The sequence below is a fragment of the Pseudomonas sp. TE3728 genome (genome assembly GCF_056279145.1).
This window is the reverse complement of sequence record NZ_JBWBQT010000001.1, coordinates 766,858-787,115: the sequence shown is the minus strand read 5'-3', so window position 1 is coordinate 787,115 and position 20,258 is coordinate 766,858. Positions and strand designations below refer to the sequence as shown.

Sequence of the window (20,258 nt, the reverse complement as noted above, 5' to 3'; positions counted from 1 at the left end):
CCTGAACCGTATCGGAGAACGTTGATGAAGACAGCCGCACAGTTGCTCAAACTGAAAGTCGTGCAAAACCAGCAGGTGCACAGCATCGCGCCGGATCAGATGGTCCTCGACGCCCTGAAAATGATGGCCGAGAAGAACGTCGGCGCGTTGCCCGTCATTGAAGACGGACAGGTGGTCGGCGTCATCAGCGAGCGCGACTATGCACGCAAAGTGGTTCTACAGGGCCGTTCTTCGGTCGGTACACCGGTGCGCGAGATCATGAGCGCGCCGGTGGTGACCGCCGACAGTCAGCAGAGCATCGAACGCTGCATGGCGGTCATGACCGACAGTCATTTGCGCCATCTGCCGGTTCTGGAGAGCGGCGAACTGATCGGGCTGTTGTCGATTGGCGATCTGGTGAAGGAAGCCATCGTCGAGCAGGCGGATTTGATTCGGCAACTGGAGCACTACATTCGCGGGCATTGAGGGCCGGACGGGAACGAGCAGGCCATGTCTACGGTGCAGTAGACATGGCCTGTTCGGTACGGGCTTTAATTCGGGTTCGATGCTCGTCAGCTCATCCAGTTGCCGCCATCGACGTTATAGGTTTGCGCCACGACATACTCACTCTCGTTTGATGCCAGGAAGATCGCCATGCCGACAAGATCGTCTGCCGTGCCCATGCGTCCGTAGGGCACTTCCTGACCCGCCAGCCTTTTCTTTTCCCCAAGCGGCCGGTTCTCATATTTGGCGAACAGCGCATCGACGCCATCCCAATGCTCACCATCCACCACGCCCGGTGCGATGGCATTCACGTTAATGTTATGGGGAATGAGATTGAGACCGGCCGATTGCGTGAGGCTGATCACCGCCGCTTTGGTCGCGCAATACACCGCGACAAGCGCTTCACCGCGTCGACCGGCCTGACTGGCCATATTGATGATTCTGCCGCCATGGCCCTGGCGGATCATCTGTTTGGCCGCGGCCTGCAGGGTGAACAGGGTGCCGGACACGTTGATCGAAAACAGCCGTTCGTAGCTCTCGCGAGAAATTTCCGTAATCGGTGCGAGATCAAACAGGGCCGCGTTGTTGATCAGGATATCGAGCTTGCCTGCGGTGGCGATGACCGCTGCGATAGCGCCGTCGATTGACTGCTGATCGGTCACGTCCATCTCGACCGCATAGGCATTCGGCCCCAGCTCGGCCGCAGTGGCTTGCGCGCGTTCCAAGTTGATGTCTGCGATCGCGACCGTAGCGCCTTCGCGGATACAGGCTTGCGCGAACGTTCTTCCGATGCCTCTGGCAGAACCGGTGATAAGGGCGCTTTTTCCTTCCAAACGTTTCATTTTTCCCATCCATTCATTAGAGCTATAGAGAGACGCCCCCGTTGAGGGCATTAAATGCGGTCGTCAGTCTGCGATGAACCCTGTGGGAGCGAGCCTGCTCGCGATGGCGGCGTCTCAGGCTGTATCAATGTTGAATATGCCGGCCTCATCGCGAGCAGGCTCGCTCCCACACGGATTACCTACTTGGGATAACCAGCGCGTTTCATCTCGCGTTCGGTGGTTTGCTGGGCCGAGGCCAGAGCCTGCTCAACCGGCATCTGCCCGGTGAGCGCCGCAGACAGCAGCTTGCCGACCGACGTGCCGATGGCCTGGAATTCAGGAATGGTCACGTACTGGATACCGACATAAGGCACGGGTTGGACTGACGGGTGTGCAGGGTCGGCGTTCTGCATCATTTTCAGCGTGACAGCGGCGAAGGGTGCAGCCTGCAAATAAGCGTTGCTGTAGGTGGACATGCGAGTGCCCGGCGGTACGTTGGTGATGCCATCCTTATCGGCGACCAGTTGGATGTAGTCCTTGGAGGTCGCCCAGGTCACAAAGGCTTTGGCGGCTTCCTTGTGTTTGGATGTCGCAGGGATGGCCAGCGACCAGGCATAGAGCCAGGACGAGCCCTTGTCGGTGACCTGCGTGGGGGCCGCGACGAAGCCGACCTTATCGGCGACCTTGCTTTGGGTTGTGTCGGTGATGAAGGAGCCGGCGACGCTGGCATCGACCCAGATCGCGCATTTGCCGCTGTTGAACAGGGCCAGCGTCTCGTTGAAACCATTGCTCGAAACACCCGGCGGGCCGTACTGCTTGAGGGTGTTGACGTAGAAGTTCGCGGCGGCGGTCCATTCCGGCCCAGTGAGTTGCGGCTGCCACTGCTCGTTGAACCAGCGCGCGCCAAAAGCGTTGGACATGGTGGTCAGCAGCGCCATGTTTTCACCCCAACCAGCCTTGCCGCGCAGGCACATTCCATACTGCTCTCTGTCCGGCTGGTGCAACTTGCCGGCGAACTCACCGAGCTGCGTCCAGGTCGGGTGCTCGGGCATGCTCAGGCCGGCGTTCTTGAACAAATCGGTTCGGTAATAGGTGATGGTACTTTCGCCATAAAACGGCAGGGCATAGAGCGTGTCGTTGACCGACAGTCCCTGACGAACCGAGGGAAAAATATCCTCAAGGTCATAGCTGGCGGGCAGATCCTTTATCGGTTCCAGCCAATGCTTGGCGCCCCACAGCGGTGTTTCGTACGTGCCGATGGTGAGCACGTCGAATTGACCGCCCTGAGTGGCAATGTCAGTGGTCAGGCGCTGACGCAACACGTTCTCTTCAAGCACCACCCAGTTGAGCTTCACGTCCGGATGCTGCTGTTCGAATGTTTTGGACAGCCGCTGCATGCGGATCATGTCGCTGTTGTTCACAGTGGCGATGGTCACCGTTTCGGCAGCCTGGCAGAGCAGGGCAGAGGACAGGCCGGCGGATAGAAAAAACGCGCTTGGGATGATCTTCATCGTGTTCTCCGCTCTGCGCCTTGGGCGGCAGAGGCACTTATTGTTGTTGTAATCCACGGTGCGAGTCATAGCCGCAACGGGATGACCACAGGATTACAGCAACCCAAGTGGTGAACAAATGAACGGCATACACCGCACTGATACTTTTTTAACCGGGCAGGACGGTGGAAAAAAAGTATCAGTGACCGCCACACAGGGCGCTAGGCTTGCTGTCTGCTTAGTGTGAATCTGATAACAGCGCCGTGGAGTTTCGAATCTCTTTCGATTCGTCCCGGCTTCGCGGTAGCCTTGATAAAACCAACAAAAATGGAATCGCCAGGGTGATGAACCATCACGTAACCGCAGACAAGCCGCCCGCGCTTGAAGTCATTCTGAACGAGCCCCAGCACAGCTTTCGTTGGTACGAGCATGACTATCCCTTCGACCTTGCGCGTTGGAATCATCATCCGGAATTCGAGATCCACCTGATCCGCGAAGGCAGTGGTCGGCTATTGGCGGGTGACTACATCGGCCTGTTCGAGGCCGGCCACGTCGCCCTGATCGGTCCAGGCCTGCCTCACGACTGGATCAGCGACCTGGGCAAAGGGGAGGTGATAGCCGGCCGCGACGTCGTGTTGCAATTCGATGGTCAGATGCTGATGCAGCTGCGCGACAAGGTTCCTGAACTCAGCGAATTGCAAAGCCTGTTTCGTCAGGCGGCCCAGGGCATCCAGTTTCATGGCGTGACCCGTAAAAAAGCGGCCCGACTGCTGGAAGAAATCGGTCAGTGCCAAGGATTACAGAGGTTGTGCCTGTTCCTGTCGTTGCTGCAGTTGTTGGCATCGGCCCCCGACACCGAGCGACAGACGCTCGCCAGCCTGCAATATGCGCCGATGCTCGACGCATTGACGGCCCAGCGCATGAGTATTGTCTTCGACTACATCCTCAACGATCTCGCGGATGAGCTGCGGATGTCCGTCATCGCCCAGCGCCTGGACATGAACGAGCCGGCCTTCTCCAAATTCTTCAAGCGCGCCACTGGCCATACCTTCGTCGACCTGACACGCAAACTGCGGGTCCAGCGCGCCTGCCGTTTGCTGGCGCAAAGCAGTTTCAGCGTTGCAGATATCTGCTTTGAAGTAGGTTATGCCAACCTGTCGAATTTCAATCGACACTTCCGCCATGAAATGCAGGAAACTCCCAGTCAGTATCGGCAGCGGTTGCAACGGGTGGTGGCGGTCAGTCATTAAAGGGCACAAGATCAAAAGATCGCAGCCTTCGGCAGCGCCCACAGGCGCGTAGGAGCTGCCGAAGGCTGCGATCTTTTTGAGGCACAAAAGCCGACACTCATCTTGCGATAGGCAGCGTTTTTTTGCGGCGCTGAAGTGTTAGGCTCGAAAGCGACCGGGTGACCGGGTATTGGCGATAGCGTATCTCGAATTATTTTCTCCCAGTTCTTGACATGCCTTTCGAACCAGTCCAGAATTGCGTCCATTCCTGCTTAGGGAGCACGAAAACCCCTTAGATTTCAAAGGGTTGGATACTAGATTAGAATCTTGTTTCCAGATACGAGTTTACACGTTTGATGTTGTGCTACTGACATCAGATGTTTGAGGCCGAATAGCAAAATGGTTATGCAGTGGATTGCAAATCCACCTACGCCGGTTCGATTCCGACTTCGGCCTCCACTTTAAACGAGCTCCGTAGATCCATGATCTACGGAGCTTTTTTATTTTCGCAGTCCTGCAAGATTTAGTCTTGAAAAGGATCTTTGTGAACTTGCTTCACCGGGGCGGGATGTATATATTTCCCCCTCTGTTGCACAAGCATAAGAACTGCCAGATTGTTATTGGTCAGTCTTCAGACCGCTTTATCGCGCTACCGCCCGAATGGCGAAACTGGTAGACGCATGGGACTTAAAATCCCCCGCTCGTAAGGGCGTGCCGGTTCGATTCCGGCTTCGGGCACCAATAGTATGATTTCAGATGTTCCCGTAAACATCTGAAACCTAGAGAAACCGGCCTTGTAGCCGGTTTTTTTGTGTCTGAATATCCCCGTATGTTCCTGTACAGCCCCACGATTTAGGTATACGTTTAGGTATATATCGGTTCGATATCGAGGCGTATACCTATGGCGCGCACCGTAACCCCCCTTACTGACCCCAAATGCGAGGCCGCCAAACCCCGCGCAAAGGACTACACCCTGTTCGACGGGCAAGGGCTTTTTTTGCTTGTAAGGGCCACCGGCACCAAGGTCTGGCGCTTCAAGTATAAAAAGCCCAGCGGTAAGCCTGGTCTGGCAACGTTCGGCAACTACCCGGCTCTCGGTCTGAAAGCCGCCCGCGCGCGTCGAGCCGATGCACTCGAGTTGCTGGCGCATGGCCAAGACCCCATCGAGAGCGCTAAGCAAGCAAAGATCGAGGCGGCCAATGAGGCGGGGAACACCTTTGAGGCGCTGGCCCTGGAATGGCACGCCAGCATGGCCGGCAAATGGTCGAAGGATCATGCGGTCAGGGTGCTGAAAGAGATTGAGGTTGATCTTTTCCCCATGCTGGGCAAACGCCCCGTATCCGACCTGAAAACCCGCGACCTGCTGGCCTGTCTGAAGACGGTAGAGAAGCGCGGCGCGCTTGATGTGGTTGGGCGACTGCGTCAGCGCATCGCCGGAATCATGCGAATCGCCGTTCAGCGCAATTTCATCGAATACAACCCGGCGCTTGATCTGGTGGGGGGGACTGCCACCCGCAAGACCAAACACCGCCCGGCCTTGCCCCTTCAGCGGTTGCCGGAGTTGTTGCAACGCTGCGAGGCTGACACCGGACGACCGCTTACCTGTCTTGCTGTAAGCCTTGCACTACTGGTGTTCATTCGTTCTAGTGAGCTGCGCTTTGCCCGCTGGTCTGAGTTCGACTTTACCCAGAGCATGTGGACGATTCCCGGCAAACGGGCGCCAATCGAGGGCGTCAAGAGGTCGCACCGAGGAGCCAAGATGGGGACTGAGCACCTTGTCCCGTTGGCACGCCAGACGCTTGAGGTGCTGGAACAGATACGCCGGCTGAGCGGTCGTTTTGAGCTGGTGCTGCCAGGAGATCACCACCACTGGCGGCCAATGTCGGAGAACACCGTAAACAAGTCACTGCGCCGCATGGGGTACGACACCAAGATAGAGGTTTGCGGGCACGGTTTCCGCACTATGGCCTGTTCCGCGTTGGTCGAGTCCGGCCTATGGTCGCGTGACGCGGTCGAACGGCAAATGAGCCACCAAGAGCGCAACGGCGTGCGCGCGGCCTATATCCACAAGGCTGAGCACCTGGAAGAGCGTCGGCTGATGATGACGTGGTGGGCTGACTACCTGGACGCCAACCGGGAAAAGCACATCACGCCCTATGATTTTGCACACCGGAATACCGATGTGGTGAGCGTGGAGAGGGGGCTACAAGCATGGCAACAATAAGGGGCAAGCGATCAAAGGCACTTCCAGTATTCGACAATAAACCCGAGTGGGGTACAGGTGATTTGGTCGATGAAAGCCTGTCTGATGCTGCGCAGACAATTATTGCTGACCTGGCCGGACATCACGACGGCGATCTTCAGGAATGGTTCAAGCAAAGGCTTGGGTCCTACAGAGCGGTCATCCGCGAAACGGAAAAAGGACCCGCGCGCCACGAAGAAATTCGACATGTGCGGCAGGTGCAACTTCATCTTCAGGAAATGTTACGGGGGCTAAACAATCTCCCTCCTTTCGCCGAAGGTTACATCAACGACGCCTGCTGGCGTCGCCATGGGTGCTTTTTCAGCGGTGGCTTGCTTTCTGATCTTATGGCGAAGGCTGCCATGGTGTCCGATGTGTTGGACATTACCGAGCAGAAGTTGGAGGCGGCTCCAACTATTCGTGGCGTGAAGCCGAAGTATCCGCGAGATGATTTGTTGGCTGATACCGCGGACAAGCTGCGGCAGTCGTCCTTAACGAAGATGACCAAGCGCAGAGCTGCAGCGCTCGCCCGAGCGCTTCTCGTTGCCGCAGGGGTCGAGGTGCCAGAGGATATTGTCGAAATCGAAAAACTGATCAGGCGTGTAAAAAAAGGGGGGAAAAAAGCCTCTAACTAATCTCTTTTGAGCACTGCGACAGCAATCGGGGGTTCAACAAAAATGGCTCCGTACCGATACGGAGGCGCTCAAATGCAACCAGTAACAATTCCCCCGAAAGCTCTTATCCGTCAGCCAGCGCTCTGTCAATGGCTGGACCTGTCCCGCTCCGGCCTAGACAAACTCCGCAAGAAAGACCCGACCTTCCCGAAGCCGATCAAAGACGGCGACACCCGCCAGGCTGCTGCGTATTACGTCGTGGCTGAGGTGGATGCATGGCTGCGCGCCAAGATCGAAGCGAGGGATGCAGAATGAAAATGGCCGCCTTAGCGAAGAAAAATGGCCTCGAAGTAATGCCGGCTCAGTCAAATCGAAAAGCGCGCTCGATTGCCCGGTCGGCAAACCTTCGCACAGCTGTCTCCAAATCTCCGTTCGGAGCACCGCCCTTGAAGCACGGCGCTACGCGCAACTCGTCCGCACTTCGCAATCGCGCCACTGACTTGCTCCGCAACGAGCATGCCGTCGGCCTACAGCCCCCCTTGGTCCTGATCTCCCTTTGCTGGCTTTGCGAGGTACAGCAATGATGCCCGCCGACAAGCTGTTGCCGCGTCTAAATAAGGTGCGCACCCTTAAACCAAGCCAATGGGTTGCCTGCTGCCCAGCTCATGATGACCGCAATCCGAGCCTGAAGATCACGGAAACAGGGGACGGCACGCTACTGCTGAAATGCTGGGCTGGCTGCTCGGCGGCGCAAATCGTCACGGCTATCAGCCTGGAGATACGCGACCTGTTTCCTGATGGCGGCCAGCGCTCCTCCCGAAGAGGGCCCAGTCCTGCGGCAGTTGAGCACGAGCGTTACATCGTCGCGATTGGCCTGTCCCTGCAAGCTCGAGGCGAGAAGCTGCCAAAGTCAGATCTAGACCGCTTGGAGTTGGCACGTCGCCGTCTGGCTCAATGGGAGGAGCGTGTATGAATGCAAAGGCACAAGACCGTTATGGCGACCAGTGGGCCGAGGTTGACCAGCGTCTGTCCAGCACAACGCCGTTCCGGTTCATCGCCGCCTGCGACATGCCGGTGAAGCCAGTCGCGTGGCTAGTTCGCGAATACATCGAGGAAGATGCGCTTGCTGTAGTGTATGGCCCACCCGGCAAGGGCAAATCCTTCCTGGCCTTGGATGTGTCGTGCTGCATCGCTATGGGTATCCCGTTCCACGGGCATGATGTGAAGCAGGGAGCAGTGTTCTACATTGCGGGCGAAGGCCACAATGGGCTGGCGCGACGCCTGCGAGCATGGGCACAGCACAATGGCGCCGACATGCCGGCACTGTTATTCGTGTCCGACGCCCCTACCGATCTATCCAGCGCCACCAACGTGGCGAAGGTAGCTGAGTCGGTTCAACAACTCGCAGACGCAACCGGCGAAGCCCCGGCTCTGATCGTTATCGACACGATGGCCCGCAACTTCGGCGGTGACGAAAACAGCGCAACGGAAGTTGGGCAGTTTGTGCGCAATGCCGACGTGCTACGCCGACACTGGAAGGCTACTGTGCTGATCGTCCACCACAGCGGTAAGGATGGGGAAAAGGGCGCGCGTGGGTCGTCCGCCCTGAAGGGGGCTGCTGATGCCGAGTACGAAGTCAGTCGGAGCGATGTAGACAAACTGATCCGACTGACCCCGCGCAAGATGAAGGACGCAGAGGAGCCGCCGCCGCTCGCCTTCGAGCTAGTGGGGGTGTCGGTGCGCGACGATAGCGGAAGTTTGGTTGGCGGCGCGGCGTTGAAGTTGACTGAGTACACCGCACCTGTTCCTGCGACGAAGCCGCAGGGGAAGAACCAGCAGAAGGCCTTGGACGTCCTGAACCAGATGTGGGGGGAGGTCGCCACGCGGCTTGCCAAGCAGGGCCGAGAAGATGATCCGATCAACATCCTGTTCGATGACTGGAAGGCGCGCTGCGAGGTTGTCGGGCTGGATCGCAACCGCGCCAAAGAGGCGTGTGAAGGCTTGCAGAAGCGTGGAATAGTTGAACGGGACGGACCGCATGTCCTGGTAACTGAGTCTGTCCGAAGAAAACGAAACCCTTAGGGATTTCGGACTATTCGGACGCTTACAAGCCTGTACCTTTCGGGCATATCAGACAGGAGTCGGATGTGTATCGAACGGGAGTCGGACAGGCCTATGAATTACCCGATCTCGAGGAATTTTGACTATGGCCGCCTTGGACTGTTTGCGTCGGGCCCGCCTGTCGGTCGAAGCCAACGGCGAAAACGTGTGTTGGCGCCCCGTCGAGCACATCTGCCCGGCTAGAAGCGGCCAATGGACAAGCTGTCCGGCATGTCGCCAGCATTGTTTGATTTGCCGCCTACACTGACCTAGCAGTTTGGCCTTGCCATCCGCGTCGTGTTTCTCCTCGGATAGTGTCGCGCTCACCGTGACCACCTCAGGAAAACAAGGGCTTACAGGACGATAAACAACGTTTTACGACATAACGGTCGACTAATAATAGTTAGAGAATAAAGGAGAGTTTCATGATGACCGAATTTGAAGACATCAAGATCGTGTCGTTGGACGATAAAGCATCCTACAAGAGCGACCCAAGTTCGGCGCTGATGCACGTTGTCCTTAGTCTTTCTGCCTCGGCTCCATATGAATGGTCAAATTACTTCAATCAACGTTGGCTGCAACAGTCCTACCATATGAAACGCAACGCTTCTGTGTCAGGCAAGCGCCTTGAAATTTATTGTGTGCCTGATGAACTGCAAAATGTTCACATTCCTGAACTAAATAAGGTAATTGGTGAGACAAACGATGCCTATCGGCTACAATTAGCGGATGGGCAACAAAAAGCAGCCGCACAGGTGGCGGCAGAAGCTGCGGAACAAGAAAAGCTCGCGTCAATCAAGGCCGGCCTGAAGTTCGATTAGTTTGCTCTCTAACAAACGGTTCAAGGCCGTTCGCTTCGCTCACTCGGGACAGGCTGAAACCCTATAAATCAAGCTTCGCCCAAAGAGCTAGAAGACTTGTTGAATAGCATGGCTAATTGAGAAGTTTGAATCGCCCGGTTTTCCTAGACGACTTTAAGCGTCAGCTTTGGGTCCAGGCTGTGTGAAAACGCATGCGCCGTTTTGAAGTCTGCGTTGCTACGTAAAATCTGTCGGCGTTTGCTTGGTCAGCCAGACCTAAAATTTGCATAGGAACGCGATTTTTGTTCCGATTCTGACTGTCAAACTTGCTCTAAAACGTTTTCACACAGCCTAGGTCGATTGCAGCCCTTAGCAACAGGCCACTTTCGGCCCAGAGTGTGTAAAAACGCTTTCTTGAACCCTTGCTATGATTTCTGGGGATTTCATCGCAAGGATCGCCCATGAAGCGCTTTATCCAAGGTGAACATCGAGGCCAAAGCACCTTACTTCCCGAAAGCCTCGACGACTACGTCAGCGATACCAATCCGGTGCGCATAGTCGACGTCTTCGTCGATGAACTCGACTTGGTCAATCTGGGTTTTGACGGTGCTATTCCTGCTGACACAGGCCGGCCTGCTTACCACCCCGCAATCCTGCTGAAGATCTATATCTACGGTTATCTCAACCGCATCCAGTCGAGCCGACGTTTGGAGCGAGAGGCCCAACGCAACGTCGAGCTGATGTGGCTAACCGGGCGTTTGATGCCTGATTTCAAGACCATTGCCAACTTCCGGAAAGACAACAGCAAGGCCATCCGAGGCGTCTGTCGCCAGTTCGTTGTGCTGTGTCAGCAGTTGGGACTGTTCGGAGAAAATCTGGTCGCCATCGATGGCAGTAAATTCAAAGCAGTCAACAACCGCGACCGCAATTTCACCAGCGCCAAACTGAAGCGGCGAATGGAAGAAATTGAATCGAGCATCAGCCGTTACCTGGCGGCACTCGATGCTGCCGATCGGCAAGAACCCACAGCTTCCGAGCCCAGCGCCGTGCGGCTAGAAGAGAAAATCGCCAAGCTGAAGACGCAAATGAAGGAGCTTCAAGCGATCGAAATCCAGCTCAACGAATCCCCGGATAAACAGGTCTCACTGACCGATCCAGACGCCCGTTCCATGATGACGCGTGGCACTGGAATCGTCGGCTACAACGTGCAGACAGCGGTCGATACCAAGAACCATTTGATCGTTGCGCATGAGGTGACCAACGTCGGTTCCGACCGCGATCAACTCAGCTCGATGGCCAAGGAGGCCCGCGAGGCGATGGCGTCGGATACGTTGTCGGTGGTGGCTGATCGAGGTTACTTCAAAAGCGAACAAATCCTCGCTTGTCACGATGCCGGTATCACCGCCTATGTGCCCAAGCCGATGACCTCTGGAGCCAAGGCTGACGGGCGTTTCAATAACGATGTCTTCATCTATGACGCGGCAAAAAACGAATACATTTGTCCCGCTGGCGAGGCGCTGATCTGGCACTACTCCTACGTTGAAAAAGGCCTGAAGTTGCATCGTTACTGGAGTTCAAAATGCCAGGGCTGCGCGTTGAAGTCGCAATGCACTCCGAGCACAGAACGACGAGTTCGACGCTGGGAGCATGAAGCCGTATTGGAGGAAATGCAGCTTCGGCTGAGCAAAGCGCCTGAGATGATGCGAGTCCGAAAACGGACTGTTGAGCATCCCTTCGGGACGCTCAAACAATGGATGGGAGCTACGCACTTCCTGACCCGAAAGCTGGCCGGGGTGAGTGCTGAGATGAGCTTGAATGTTCTCGCCTACAACATGAAACGGGTGATGAAAATCATGGGTGCTAACGGTTTGATGAAGGCGCTGTCGGCATAAAAAGGCTGATTTTGGCCCATCCCAGAGGCTGTAAAAACAGCGTTGACGTGTTCCAGGTCGCGACTGATGCAATACGCAGCATTTGCCATGTGATCGTTCAGCCACGAACGTCAATGACCCAAGACGATGAGGCCTTGAGCGTTTTTACACACTCTGGGCCAATTGCGGCCATACCAATTGTACCGCTTCAGCAGCGAACCTCTTACCCCTGTTGGCAAAAACGCAGCTTCATTCTGCAAAATGCAACATCAACGCCTGATAGAGTCCGCGCTGCCAGTGATTCGGAAACTGAGCCTCAGATACCCCAGAAGCCAAGATTGTCTCGCAAATTACTTGGTTGGTAAGTCCGTGCAGCTTAAGCGATCTAACTTGCGACATTATCGTCCCTAAATTCTGTGCTGCCTTAACTGCATACCGTCGCCCTAAGTTAAAGTCGTCAAAGTGTTTTTTAGCCCTGCGCCTATCTGTTTCAGCCCAACCGGCAGGAGCACTTACAAAATACTCGAATTCGCCAGGCTCACCCCTTCCGCCATCTTCATATCGCGCAAAAATCCATTGATCAAGGAAGAATCTCTCTTGATCCAAGTACGGCTGTATCACTTGATGATCTGCTTGTGTCGCAAACACAGCAGCTTTTCCATCCATGTTACAATCTCTGCAGGATGGAACCAAATTGCTCGGCAGGATCGAGAACTGCGGAAAATGTGACTTCGGCAAGAAGTGATCCAGGTTTCTAGGAGTGCCTATGCCACCGCAAAATGGACAGCTCTCCTTAGCAGAATTTAATAATTTATCATATATCTCTCGCGCGGGTTTTTCTTCAGGGACGAAATATGTCTCATACAATTTTACGAAGTCAGATTTGGTCAGATCATTGAGTACAATAGGATTCGGGTTGTCGCGAAGATCCACAGGGTCCAGTAAATAAAGCTCCCCATTGCGAGAGCCAGCCAGATATCGCTCGCCCTCAGCGAGCAAATTAACTTTCACCTCTTCCACACTGCGTTTAAAAGCGGCGTTACCGGTGATCCCCGTGATACAGATTTCAATCGCCTGCTCAAATGAAAGTGGCTCAGTTAGGCGCATCATGATGCAAGTCCTTTATCTCGGCTAGAGACAAGCGCCCTTAGGATAGCCTTGCCCTCGAAGCCGAGCTGGCCACTATAATCTTGGATTATCTCTTCATAAGTTTTCCCAGACCTAACGGATATCGCTAATAAGTCATGAAATCCTGAGCGCTCTACCTCTAGATTGAAAACCTCCGTAGTTAACACCCCAACATTTTCGGCAAATGTTTCAACTTTAGGGCGGTCAGTGAGGATATTCTTACCAACTCTATGGATTATCCAAGCGCAGGATCTCGGAATCTCCTGTAATACCACTGGCGAATGTGTCGCTATGATAGAAACGCCATTCTGATCATGAAGTAAATCAGCTAGAGCACGTATAAAGGCGGATAATAACGGAGGGTGTAAGTGACTTTCCGGCTCATCTAAAAGAACCAGAGTTTTTTCTTCTACTGTTGCAACAAGACGAGTGATGGTGAGCAAAACTATTGCATGGCCGGAACTCATTTTTGAAAGATAGGGGGAAGCTTTAGCGAGATAAGCCTCCTTGAAAATCTCTGAGTCGGATTGCTCTGTAGCTGCTAGGCTGGCTCGAACCCCTCTATAAACCGATTCTAACTGCTCGAGTCGCATTAACGAAAAATTTTCATCTGATCCTAATTTCTCGATAGCGCTTAACCACCGTTGGGTTTTAGCGCTATTGTTAAAGCACCAACTTAGCGCTTTTATGCAGTCGTTTCTTAACTCCGGAATCGTTCTGAGCCGTTCTTCTTCATCTCTACTCTTAAGGCCAATGTAAAAATAGCATGTTCCTTTCGCTGGATCGGACTGTTCCTTAGGCGGCGTAAATGGGTCAAACGCACTAAAGGAAACTGAGACGAGGCTACTAAAGTAGTCGGATTCAATTTTTTGCCCCCATTTACCGTAAAAGTCACCGACGTTTACCTCGTTTGCCTCTCCTGTTATTGCACCGATCATTCCGTTTAATAGTGTGGTTTTACCAACGCCGTTTCGACCGATTACGGCGTGAATATTCGTACTTGGTTTAGCGTCGATCGTGACGTTAAAATTCATGTTGATACTGCCGAAATCATCCGTCTCTGGCGTAGCATAACGGAAACTAAATCCGGTCAGTTCTGCTTTACCGTCGAGCACGCGTGCAAACTGTCCCTTCACAACAGACAAACTGTACTCTCGCAAAAGCGATGTGCCTAATACCTCTTCGTTGCTAATGTCATCAATAAGTTCTGGCCGGGAAACGATATCTCTCAAAGCGTACAGGATTTCCTTGCGCAGACTTTGATCAAGCTTATGCATCGACTTATAAAAATCTACACCTTGCCCCAATGAGAAAAAAACTTCGGGCAATTTCTCGAACTTTTCGGATAATTTTGAATAGGTAGTGGTACTGGTGGTCTGCCCTTTAAAACCAATCTTTACACGACCGATTTCCCAAAGCGCACCAGCCTGATCATAAAGACTCATATAAAACATTGTGACAAACGAAAAGTCATTCCAGTTGTCTTTTTCCAAGTAAACAGTGCTTTTACCTTGACTAGGCTTACGAGTACCTACTGGCAGAATAACAAACTCCATTTAGCACTTTCTCCTAATAGTAAATTTACAGTTCGGCCTTGATCCAGTTTCATCTAGCCTCATATGAACGGCGCCCCGGTCTCTGGTGGATACATCAGTGAAGTCGAGGTGAATTGAAAACTCTGGCGGCATCGTACTCCGAACCCAAGATGAAGAACCTACAGCGTACTCTGAGTCGCCCAAATGGGGCCAGTGGATCGCCCTCGATTTCCGGAATCTTCAGACTGGTTGCTTTTGCCAATTACTTTCCTTGATGAGTGTCAGCTATGGGTAGAAATGGGATTAATAGCGGATTATTCCCGTACCTGGCGTGCGCAACAGTTCCAGCCACGTCTTAACGGCATCACGCTCCACAACCTGAATTGGATAACCCCGCGCTGAGATCGTAGAAAGCGCGCCAGAGCTAAGGGTGGACGTGGTGACGATCACCCCATACTCTGCTCCTTCGTACTGCACGTCCGCGCTGAGCCCCTTGATGACCACCTTCTCGACCTTCGCCTTCTGGCGCTTGCACTGCACCAGATAGAGCGGCTTTGCGCTGCCTTCCTTGGTACTGGGCCTCCATACGCGCACGTCGACACCGTCGTCGTTGCTGCCAGGGCCCAGGTCGACCCGAAACCCTTCCCGCTCGAAGAACTCGGCAGTCAGCTCCTCAAACTTACGCCAATGCATCTCAGGTAGCCGGTCGGCATTGCTCGATAAGTAATCGATGTACCGCTGGTCGATGAACCGACCCTTTTCTGGCTGCTGGTCCGAAGCCGAGAACAGATGGGCTAAAGCTATCGGGCTCACCCATTCGGTAGTCCGAACGCTCCCCCATGGATAGACACGCTGGACAAGGCAGCCCCATTGCAGATATTCATAAGCCATAACTAGGCCTTTGCCACCCAGTTCAGCCTTGCAGCGTGTGAGAAATGGTTCCGGATCAATAAGCCTTGGCAGATTTGGGTCAGCTGCCGCCGCCATGATCCGTCCACCGATTTCCTTGTGATGGAGTGCGAGCATTGCTTTGTGAGTAGCGAACAGTTCCGGGTGATTCTTGTACTTGTGGTACATCCAAATGCCCGAGTGATCACCTGTGTATTCGACCTCTGTGTAGCCGATTCGGTAGAGCAGCCGGTAGTAAATCTGCTCGTATTCTTCCGAGCGTAAGCGAACCCCACAGGTATCTGAGCGAATAACCAGGTCTGCTAGCGACCCGCCAAGGTGATCGCAAATCTCAATAGTGGATAGCGCCAGTCCAGACTTGTAGCCAGCGAGATAAGACAATGTTTCAGGAAGTCCGCCTGGGGAGAAACTCACAGCCATTGCCGCCTCATCCATCCTGAGTGTTTGATGCCGGAGAGTAACATGGCCATGCGCTACGCCATGAATTACGCTCTAAAGGCCGCTTTGGGTCGTTATCTGGCTGCATCTCTGCCGCCTACTGGTCAAGTCGGACGCAAGTGATGGTCAGCACACCGGGTGGAGTCAGTGACGGCAGAAGGACTAGTTCACCTCGTACGCATTACTCGGCTCAGTCGGATTGGTCAGGATTACTTTGCCCCAACGATGATTGAGGAGTGGAAAGGTTCGGAACTCCTTCTTTTCTTCATCACTTAGCCCATGGCTAATATAATCCAGAAGAACAAGCCACCATACTTTGTACTTTTGGCGATAAGGCGCGATCTTTTCTTCTTTCTCAGTGATCACGATTACCAAGTTACGGTAGAGCTCGGACAAGACAAATCCGCCAGCATCAAGGTCAATTACAGAGCCCAGCCGAAATGTTGAAGGAAAGAGCTGGCCCGCTCGCTTGAGGTCAATTTGCACGGTAGGTGTGACCTGAATCTTTCGCGGAAGACACTCTGGCTCCCGAAGGAATTCCTCAAGAGCGCGCCGAATTTTCGGTGCAAGCCTTCCCCATGGCTGCAAAGGGCGACTAATTTTCAAACGGACAAACCATGACTCCTGAGGTGGAGTGGAGCCGATCGTATCCAAGAGTTTTTCTATGCCTTGCCAGATCGGAATGGACAATTCCTCTAAGCCTTGCTTTTTCCCCGACTTAATGACGTGGTTTTGATTAAGGCGGCGTACTTCGACAGCGATACTTCCGTTGATAAGGAAGTCAGGTGGAACTTTTCCATCAGGCTCGTGAACTACATTCTTGTAGCCAAGCGAGTTAAGGTACTGCTTAGCGAGGATTTCGTCCTGATTCATAAAAGTATCTCCCTTGAGCCACCATAGACAGAAATCGTACCATTCTGCTCGATCAATTCCGACATCAGACCAAGCATAGCTATTCATTGGCCATCGCTCTGCCCACCTGCAGCTCTTGGCCGGTTTCTGCCTGGCGTCACCGGCAGCTTCGGATCGAAAACTCCCCTTCGCGAAAGGCGGCAATCTGCCAAAAGCGGTCACTTTGAAAGCCATGCGTAGCTTTACTAAAATGTGCTCGCACGGCCCTGGCCCTCCAGCTTCGACTTAGCCTTCTCGTCCCACTACTTTTCGCCGGTGTGGTGTGGAGGCCGTCAAACTTGTCGGCCTGCTCGATGTAGTTGGATTGCCCATTGTCACGGGCGAGCACGCACTGGCTGCGGTTGGGGCGGGCAGCGGAAACAGGGGGGTAGCGGCGGATACGGCGGGTTGGAACAGCCCCTCCCTGTCGATGTCAGGGAGGTCAATAGGGTGAGGAAATCAGCACTTGGTCTGTTGCGGCTCTTGGGTGTCTTGGGCCCTCACCGCGGATTCGTGTTTAACGCGTTTAGCCGCATTGCGCATGCGCCGCATCGAGCTTCTATTAACCACGACGATTCTATATTCGCCTTCCATCTCGGCCTTCTTGGTGGCCTTCTTACCCAAGACTTCGAATTCCCGCGCAATGGCACGGGCAGCTCCGATCAACGGAGCAAAAAACATCCGCGGGGTCTCTTTGGCCGCGTTGACGAACTCTTGCTTTAACGTTGTCATTATTTACCTACCTCTCGTGCGATCTCCCGCACAAAGACAAACGCTGCGCCTAACAACATCACCACATAGCAGAACATGTCAACGTAAAACGTTAAATGCTCAACAATCGTAAGCACAGTGATGATGGTAGCATCTGTACCGTTAGACTCCAGTAAATGCACAAGTTTCTGCAATCCGAATGCTGCAATGGCCACAATGCAAAAGATCGTAGTACCAACAAAAATGTGCGCCGCCAAGTGGCTGGCGGGCGTCAGCAGCCCTTTTACGTCACTCAACTGCATATCCTCGTCGAAATCAGCAGAGCGTAGTCGACTTTATCGACGAGCGGGAGGCCACAATGACGCCAAATGCGACTTTCGCCCGCCGCGATTAACCATTATCCCCAATTTATCCTTCCAGCTCTCTTTCGGCGGTGCCTTGACCTTGCAGGGCGGACCACCAGCGATAGCATCTGGTCGATCCAAAATGCCTTCCCGAACGATCATCGACGAGTGTCCGCTATGGGGCGTTCTCGGCCAATCACCAAAGCAGGCGCTGACCACGGATGGAAATCGCCTCTATGCAGGTAATTCGAGGTCCGGCGCAGGGCCATATACAGCAGGGCGTGGCGGATTGGTCGCTGCTCCGTAACTCGCCACCAGGCAACGTAACCTAGACAGTTGGTACTGCTCCATAAAGCCATTAGGGAGGGGGAGGTCAAAAGTCTGGAGCTTTCGCCTCAAAGACCGGTCCCTGTCCGTTTCAACCATAAATTCGTAGTTTTTTTGGCAAATCGCCGTCTTGGGCGAGCATGAGGGATTGCCGGGAGGTGCTGCGTCAAAAGTATGAGCGTTCGCAGTATCAGCCCCCGCACCCAAACTATTTTCCATCTCTTCAAAATTTGCATTCCTAACTACCATCCCTAAACGGGGAGAGCGATGAAGATCACAAGCGCCCCCGGCGACTGCGAAACCGGGGGGAGGGCGTCGGCACGATAGGTGACTGGCTGGAGGCAGAGAAGACGAGGGTACTTCCCGTTTTAGGTATACGTTTAGGTATACATGACGAACTTAAGAGTAGAGAAGTCCATCAATTTAGCGGTCTTTAGGTGGTATGTTCGACCCCGGCTTCGGCACCATATTTATCAAAGGCCTGCATGAGGTTTCTCATGCAGGCCTTTGTCGTTTCTGCCTCTCAATTTTTGACAGGCCTATCGTTAACACCCATCACTTAAGAAATTCAGCCGCGATGCTCGCTATCTCGCCTGTATCGACCCTGAGTACCTTCAGCTCATAAAACAGCTACTTCTGCGTCCATTTCCCACCACCGGTTTCGCAATCGATCTTGGCCTGCGGCAGGTTCTCGATGCTGTAGTAATACGTGATGACCTGGGCATTGTCGGGAATGTTCAGTGGTTTGCTGTTCTTGTCCTTGCTTATCGACTGAGGGTTGGCCAGCGCCTCTGCAGTCAAAGTGCCCAGGCAGGTGGCCCGATAGTGATCGCCGCACTGTGCGACTTTTTTCTTGGTGTTGGTCAGCATTTCCTTGCTCTCATTGCTGCAGGACCAGTCAATAGAGTCCACAGGCATGCCTTCGTATTCATAGCAGGAGTGTGTTTCGATCACGGGGACCGAAGGGCTTTGGGATCGGGTTTTGACGTCGCACCCTTGTGCCATCGCCAGCCCGGGGCACAGGCAGACGATCAGAAGCAGAAGAAGTCTGTTCATCGGTATTTTCTCTCATCTAGCGCCCCATGGAGGGTCAGGGAGTCAGCTACACAAATGGCTGGCCGGTAAAACCACGCGGTAATCTTTGCAAACCGGGCATTTCGATCAGCCGCTGGGTCCAGGCTGCGCGCCAGTCATTGGCGGTGTGGGTTGCTTTGGCCTTGCGTGCGGCGCGACGGGCAGCGTTGCGTTCGGCTTTGCGTGCTTCTTTGAACGCATCGGTGTTTCGGCAGCTTCGGCATTTCACCCGGGTCAGTATGCTGCTTGACGTCAGGTTGCTGCCTTTGTGTCCGCAGGCCAGGTGCCCGCCGACTTTGAAGTGAGTGACCATGGGGTATCTCCTTCGTGATGTGTAATCGTTCGACAGACGGGCGAGGGCGTTCGTTCGCTATACAACAGGCAAAAAAAAGGCCCGCATGCGGGCGGGCCAGGGGGATTTCTTGAAAGGAGTGGATGCACTGTAGGGGATGAGTTGTGAAGGCCGTGTGAAATGGGAAAAGACACAAACAAAAAAAATCCCGGCAAATTTGGCCGGGTGGGTGTGTAGCGCATGATGGGCAGGCAGGTATAAGCCTGGTGACGATTGTCACCGTTCAGGTGCCCTGAAGGGGGCTTTGTGCATGGCTCAAGTACTGGGGTCGACTCATCTGAACCGAGGCAGCGGCGGCTCTACAGGTTTGAGTGAAGACAGCGCGCTGCGAATCTGCGGCGTGTCTTTCTCGATGTCATTCAGACGATCGCGAATCCTGAGGGCTGTCGGATGCCCCCCTTGATTATCAACCCAGTCGGCGATTTCCTTGCAGGCAGCGGCAAGGCGCGCCTGACGGGAGTCAAGCAGGGTAAGCAGGGTGGTGATGGACTCTTTCTCGGACATGACATACACCTCCGTTCAAAGAAATCGGGTAAAGGGCAACAAAAAGCCCGCGGGGAGCGAGCTTTCTGCCGATGGGTCGCTGATCCTTCAGCACCTCTAAGTATAGACCCGGAAATAAAACAGGCCAGCTTCAGGCCTGCCGGGACTTCGGCGAGCTGACCGCGTTAAGCCGCCGACATTCGCGCGCGGCGTCCTCTTCAAGATCAAAGCCGTCACCGATGAAGCCGCGAGTGCGGGTATCGGTAATGCGATACCAGACGGCAGCATCGGGTGGCGGGTGATCGGGTTCTCCGGCCCGGCGGCCATGAATGATGATCTTGTTGCAGCGTTTCACAACGAAAATGTCTTCCATGGCGTCACCGAAGCTATTCGTATTCAGATCAAGCATAGAAGCC

Annotated in this window: 21 protein-coding genes and 2 tRNA genes; 11 read left to right on the top strand and 12 right to left on the bottom strand. The window is 54.2% G+C overall.

Translation table 11 applies throughout. The features are described from left to right. Positions 1-24: 24 nt before the first annotated feature. Positions 25-465 carry a CBS domain-containing protein gene (locus tag ACZ89R_RS03070; RefSeq protein WP_008071340.1) on the top strand — a complete coding sequence of 147 codons (441 nt, stop codon included), beginning with the start codon at positions 25-27 and terminating at the stop codon, positions 463-465. An 86-nt stretch (positions 466-551) separates the two neighbouring features. Here the strand turns inward: ACZ89R_RS03070 and ACZ89R_RS03065 are convergent, their stop codons facing one another. Both ACZ89R_RS03065 and ACZ89R_RS03060 read right to left on the bottom strand, forming a co-directional pair. Next, the gene (locus ACZ89R_RS03065) at positions 552-1,325 is read right to left on the bottom strand and encodes an L-iditol 2-dehydrogenase (RefSeq protein ID WP_429546754.1); all 774 of its coding nucleotides are present in this window, start codon (positions 1,323-1,325) and stop codon (positions 552-554) included. A gap of 179 nt (positions 1,326-1,504) precedes the next feature. Further along, the gene (locus ACZ89R_RS03060) at positions 1,505-2,815 is read right to left on the bottom strand and encodes an ABC transporter substrate-binding protein (RefSeq protein WP_429546755.1); all 1,311 of its coding nucleotides are present in this window, start codon (positions 2,813-2,815) and stop codon (positions 1,505-1,507) included. A gap of 323 nt (positions 2,816-3,138) precedes the next feature. Between ACZ89R_RS03060 and ACZ89R_RS03055 the strand changes: the two genes are divergently transcribed. From ACZ89R_RS03055 to ACZ89R_RS03010, 10 genes are all read left to right on the top strand, one after another. Next, positions 3,139-4,044, top strand: a complete 906-nt coding sequence (locus tag ACZ89R_RS03055) for a helix-turn-helix domain-containing protein (protein WP_429546756.1) — start codon at positions 3,139-3,141, stop codon at positions 4,042-4,044. A 364-nt stretch (positions 4,045-4,408) separates the two neighbouring features. Beyond that, positions 4,409-4,482 (top strand) — tRNA-Cys (locus tag ACZ89R_RS03050). Positions 4,483-4,677: 195 nt separating this feature from the next. Next, positions 4,678-4,764, top strand: a tRNA-Leu gene (locus ACZ89R_RS03045). A 160-nt stretch (positions 4,765-4,924) separates the two neighbouring features. Further along, positions 4,925-6,247, top strand: coding sequence for a tyrosine-type recombinase/integrase (locus ACZ89R_RS03040; protein WP_429546757.1), 1,323 nt, complete (start codon positions 4,925-4,927; stop codon positions 6,245-6,247). Further along, positions 6,235-6,900, top strand: a complete 666-nt coding sequence (locus tag ACZ89R_RS03035) for a hypothetical protein (protein ID WP_429546758.1) — start codon at positions 6,235-6,237, stop codon at positions 6,898-6,900. Before ACZ89R_RS03040 ends, ACZ89R_RS03035 begins: the two co-directional genes overlap by 13 nt. 72 nt (positions 6,901-6,972) lie before the next feature. Beyond that, positions 6,973-7,194: a helix-turn-helix transcriptional regulator gene (locus ACZ89R_RS03030; protein ID WP_429546759.1), complete on the top strand. Its 222-nt coding sequence runs from the start codon at positions 6,973-6,975 to the stop codon at positions 7,192-7,194. A gap of 265 nt (positions 7,195-7,459) precedes the next feature. Then, the gene (locus tag ACZ89R_RS03025; protein WP_429546760.1) at positions 7,460-7,852 is read left to right on the top strand and encodes a virulence-associated protein E; all 393 of its coding nucleotides are present in this window, start codon (positions 7,460-7,462) and stop codon (positions 7,850-7,852) included. Then, entirely contained in the window at positions 7,849-8,961 is a 1,113-nt protein-coding gene (locus ACZ89R_RS03020; protein ID WP_429546761.1) for an AAA family ATPase, read from the top strand. The genes ACZ89R_RS03025 and ACZ89R_RS03020 overlap by 4 nt, the downstream gene beginning before the upstream one ends. A 443-nt stretch (positions 8,962-9,404) precedes the next feature. Further along, positions 9,405-9,800 carry a hypothetical protein gene (locus ACZ89R_RS03015; protein ID WP_429546762.1) on the top strand — a complete coding sequence of 132 codons (396 nt, stop codon included), beginning with the start codon at positions 9,405-9,407 and terminating at the stop codon, positions 9,798-9,800. A gap of 440 nt (positions 9,801-10,240) precedes the next feature. Continuing rightward, positions 10,241-11,671, top strand: coding sequence for an IS1182 family transposase (locus ACZ89R_RS03010; protein ID WP_429545981.1), 1,431 nt, complete (start codon positions 10,241-10,243; stop codon positions 11,669-11,671). A gap of 228 nt (positions 11,672-11,899) precedes the next feature. Here ACZ89R_RS03010 and ACZ89R_RS03005 read toward each other — a convergent pair whose 3' ends face one another. The 10 genes from ACZ89R_RS03005 to ACZ89R_RS02960 all read right to left on the bottom strand — a co-directional run bounded on the left by ACZ89R_RS03005 (position 11,900) and on the right by ACZ89R_RS02960 (position 20,251). Further along, positions 11,900-12,760, bottom strand: a complete 861-nt coding sequence (locus ACZ89R_RS03005) for a hypothetical protein (RefSeq protein ID WP_429546763.1) — start codon at positions 12,758-12,760, stop codon at positions 11,900-11,902. Further along, complete coding sequence (locus ACZ89R_RS03000; RefSeq protein ID WP_429546764.1) at positions 12,757-14,334, bottom strand: AAA family ATPase; 1,578 nt, start codon at positions 14,332-14,334, stop codon at positions 12,757-12,759. The genes ACZ89R_RS03005 and ACZ89R_RS03000 overlap by 4 nt, the downstream gene beginning before the upstream one ends. 282 nt (positions 14,335-14,616) lie before the next feature. After that, positions 14,617-15,642 (bottom strand): restriction endonuclease, encoded by a 1,026-nt coding sequence (locus tag ACZ89R_RS02995; RefSeq protein ID WP_429546765.1) that lies wholly within the window; start codon positions 15,640-15,642, stop codon positions 14,617-14,619. A gap of 180 nt (positions 15,643-15,822) precedes the next feature. Beyond that, positions 15,823-16,533, bottom strand: a complete 711-nt coding sequence (locus ACZ89R_RS02990) for a hypothetical protein (protein WP_429546766.1) — start codon at positions 16,531-16,533, stop codon at positions 15,823-15,825. Positions 16,534-17,010: 477 nt separating this feature from the next. Next, a complete protein-coding gene (locus ACZ89R_RS02985; protein WP_429546767.1) occupies positions 17,011-17,283 on the bottom strand; it encodes a hypothetical protein in 273 nt (90 codons plus the stop codon). Continuing rightward, positions 17,283-17,558, bottom strand: a complete 276-nt coding sequence (locus ACZ89R_RS02980; RefSeq protein ID WP_429546768.1) for a hypothetical protein — start codon at positions 17,556-17,558, stop codon at positions 17,283-17,285. The genes ACZ89R_RS02985 and ACZ89R_RS02980 overlap by 1 nt, the downstream gene beginning before the upstream one ends. A 1,005-nt stretch (positions 17,559-18,563) precedes the next feature. Continuing rightward, entirely contained in the window at positions 18,564-18,989 is a 426-nt protein-coding gene (locus ACZ89R_RS02975) for a hypothetical protein (protein ID WP_123494769.1), read from the bottom strand. 46 nt (positions 18,990-19,035) lie between these two features. Then, positions 19,036-19,320 carry a hypothetical protein gene (locus ACZ89R_RS02970; RefSeq protein WP_008012834.1) on the bottom strand — a complete coding sequence of 95 codons (285 nt, stop codon included), beginning with the start codon at positions 19,318-19,320 and terminating at the stop codon, positions 19,036-19,038. A 312-nt stretch (positions 19,321-19,632) separates the two neighbouring features. Then, positions 19,633-19,863 (bottom strand): hypothetical protein, encoded by a 231-nt coding sequence (locus ACZ89R_RS02965; protein ID WP_008012835.1) that lies wholly within the window; start codon positions 19,861-19,863, stop codon positions 19,633-19,635. A 130-nt stretch (positions 19,864-19,993) separates the two neighbouring features. After that, positions 19,994-20,251 (bottom strand): hypothetical protein, encoded by a 258-nt coding sequence (locus tag ACZ89R_RS02960; RefSeq protein WP_007900018.1) that lies wholly within the window; start codon positions 20,249-20,251, stop codon positions 19,994-19,996. Between the last annotated feature and the right edge of the window lie 7 nt (positions 20,252-20,258).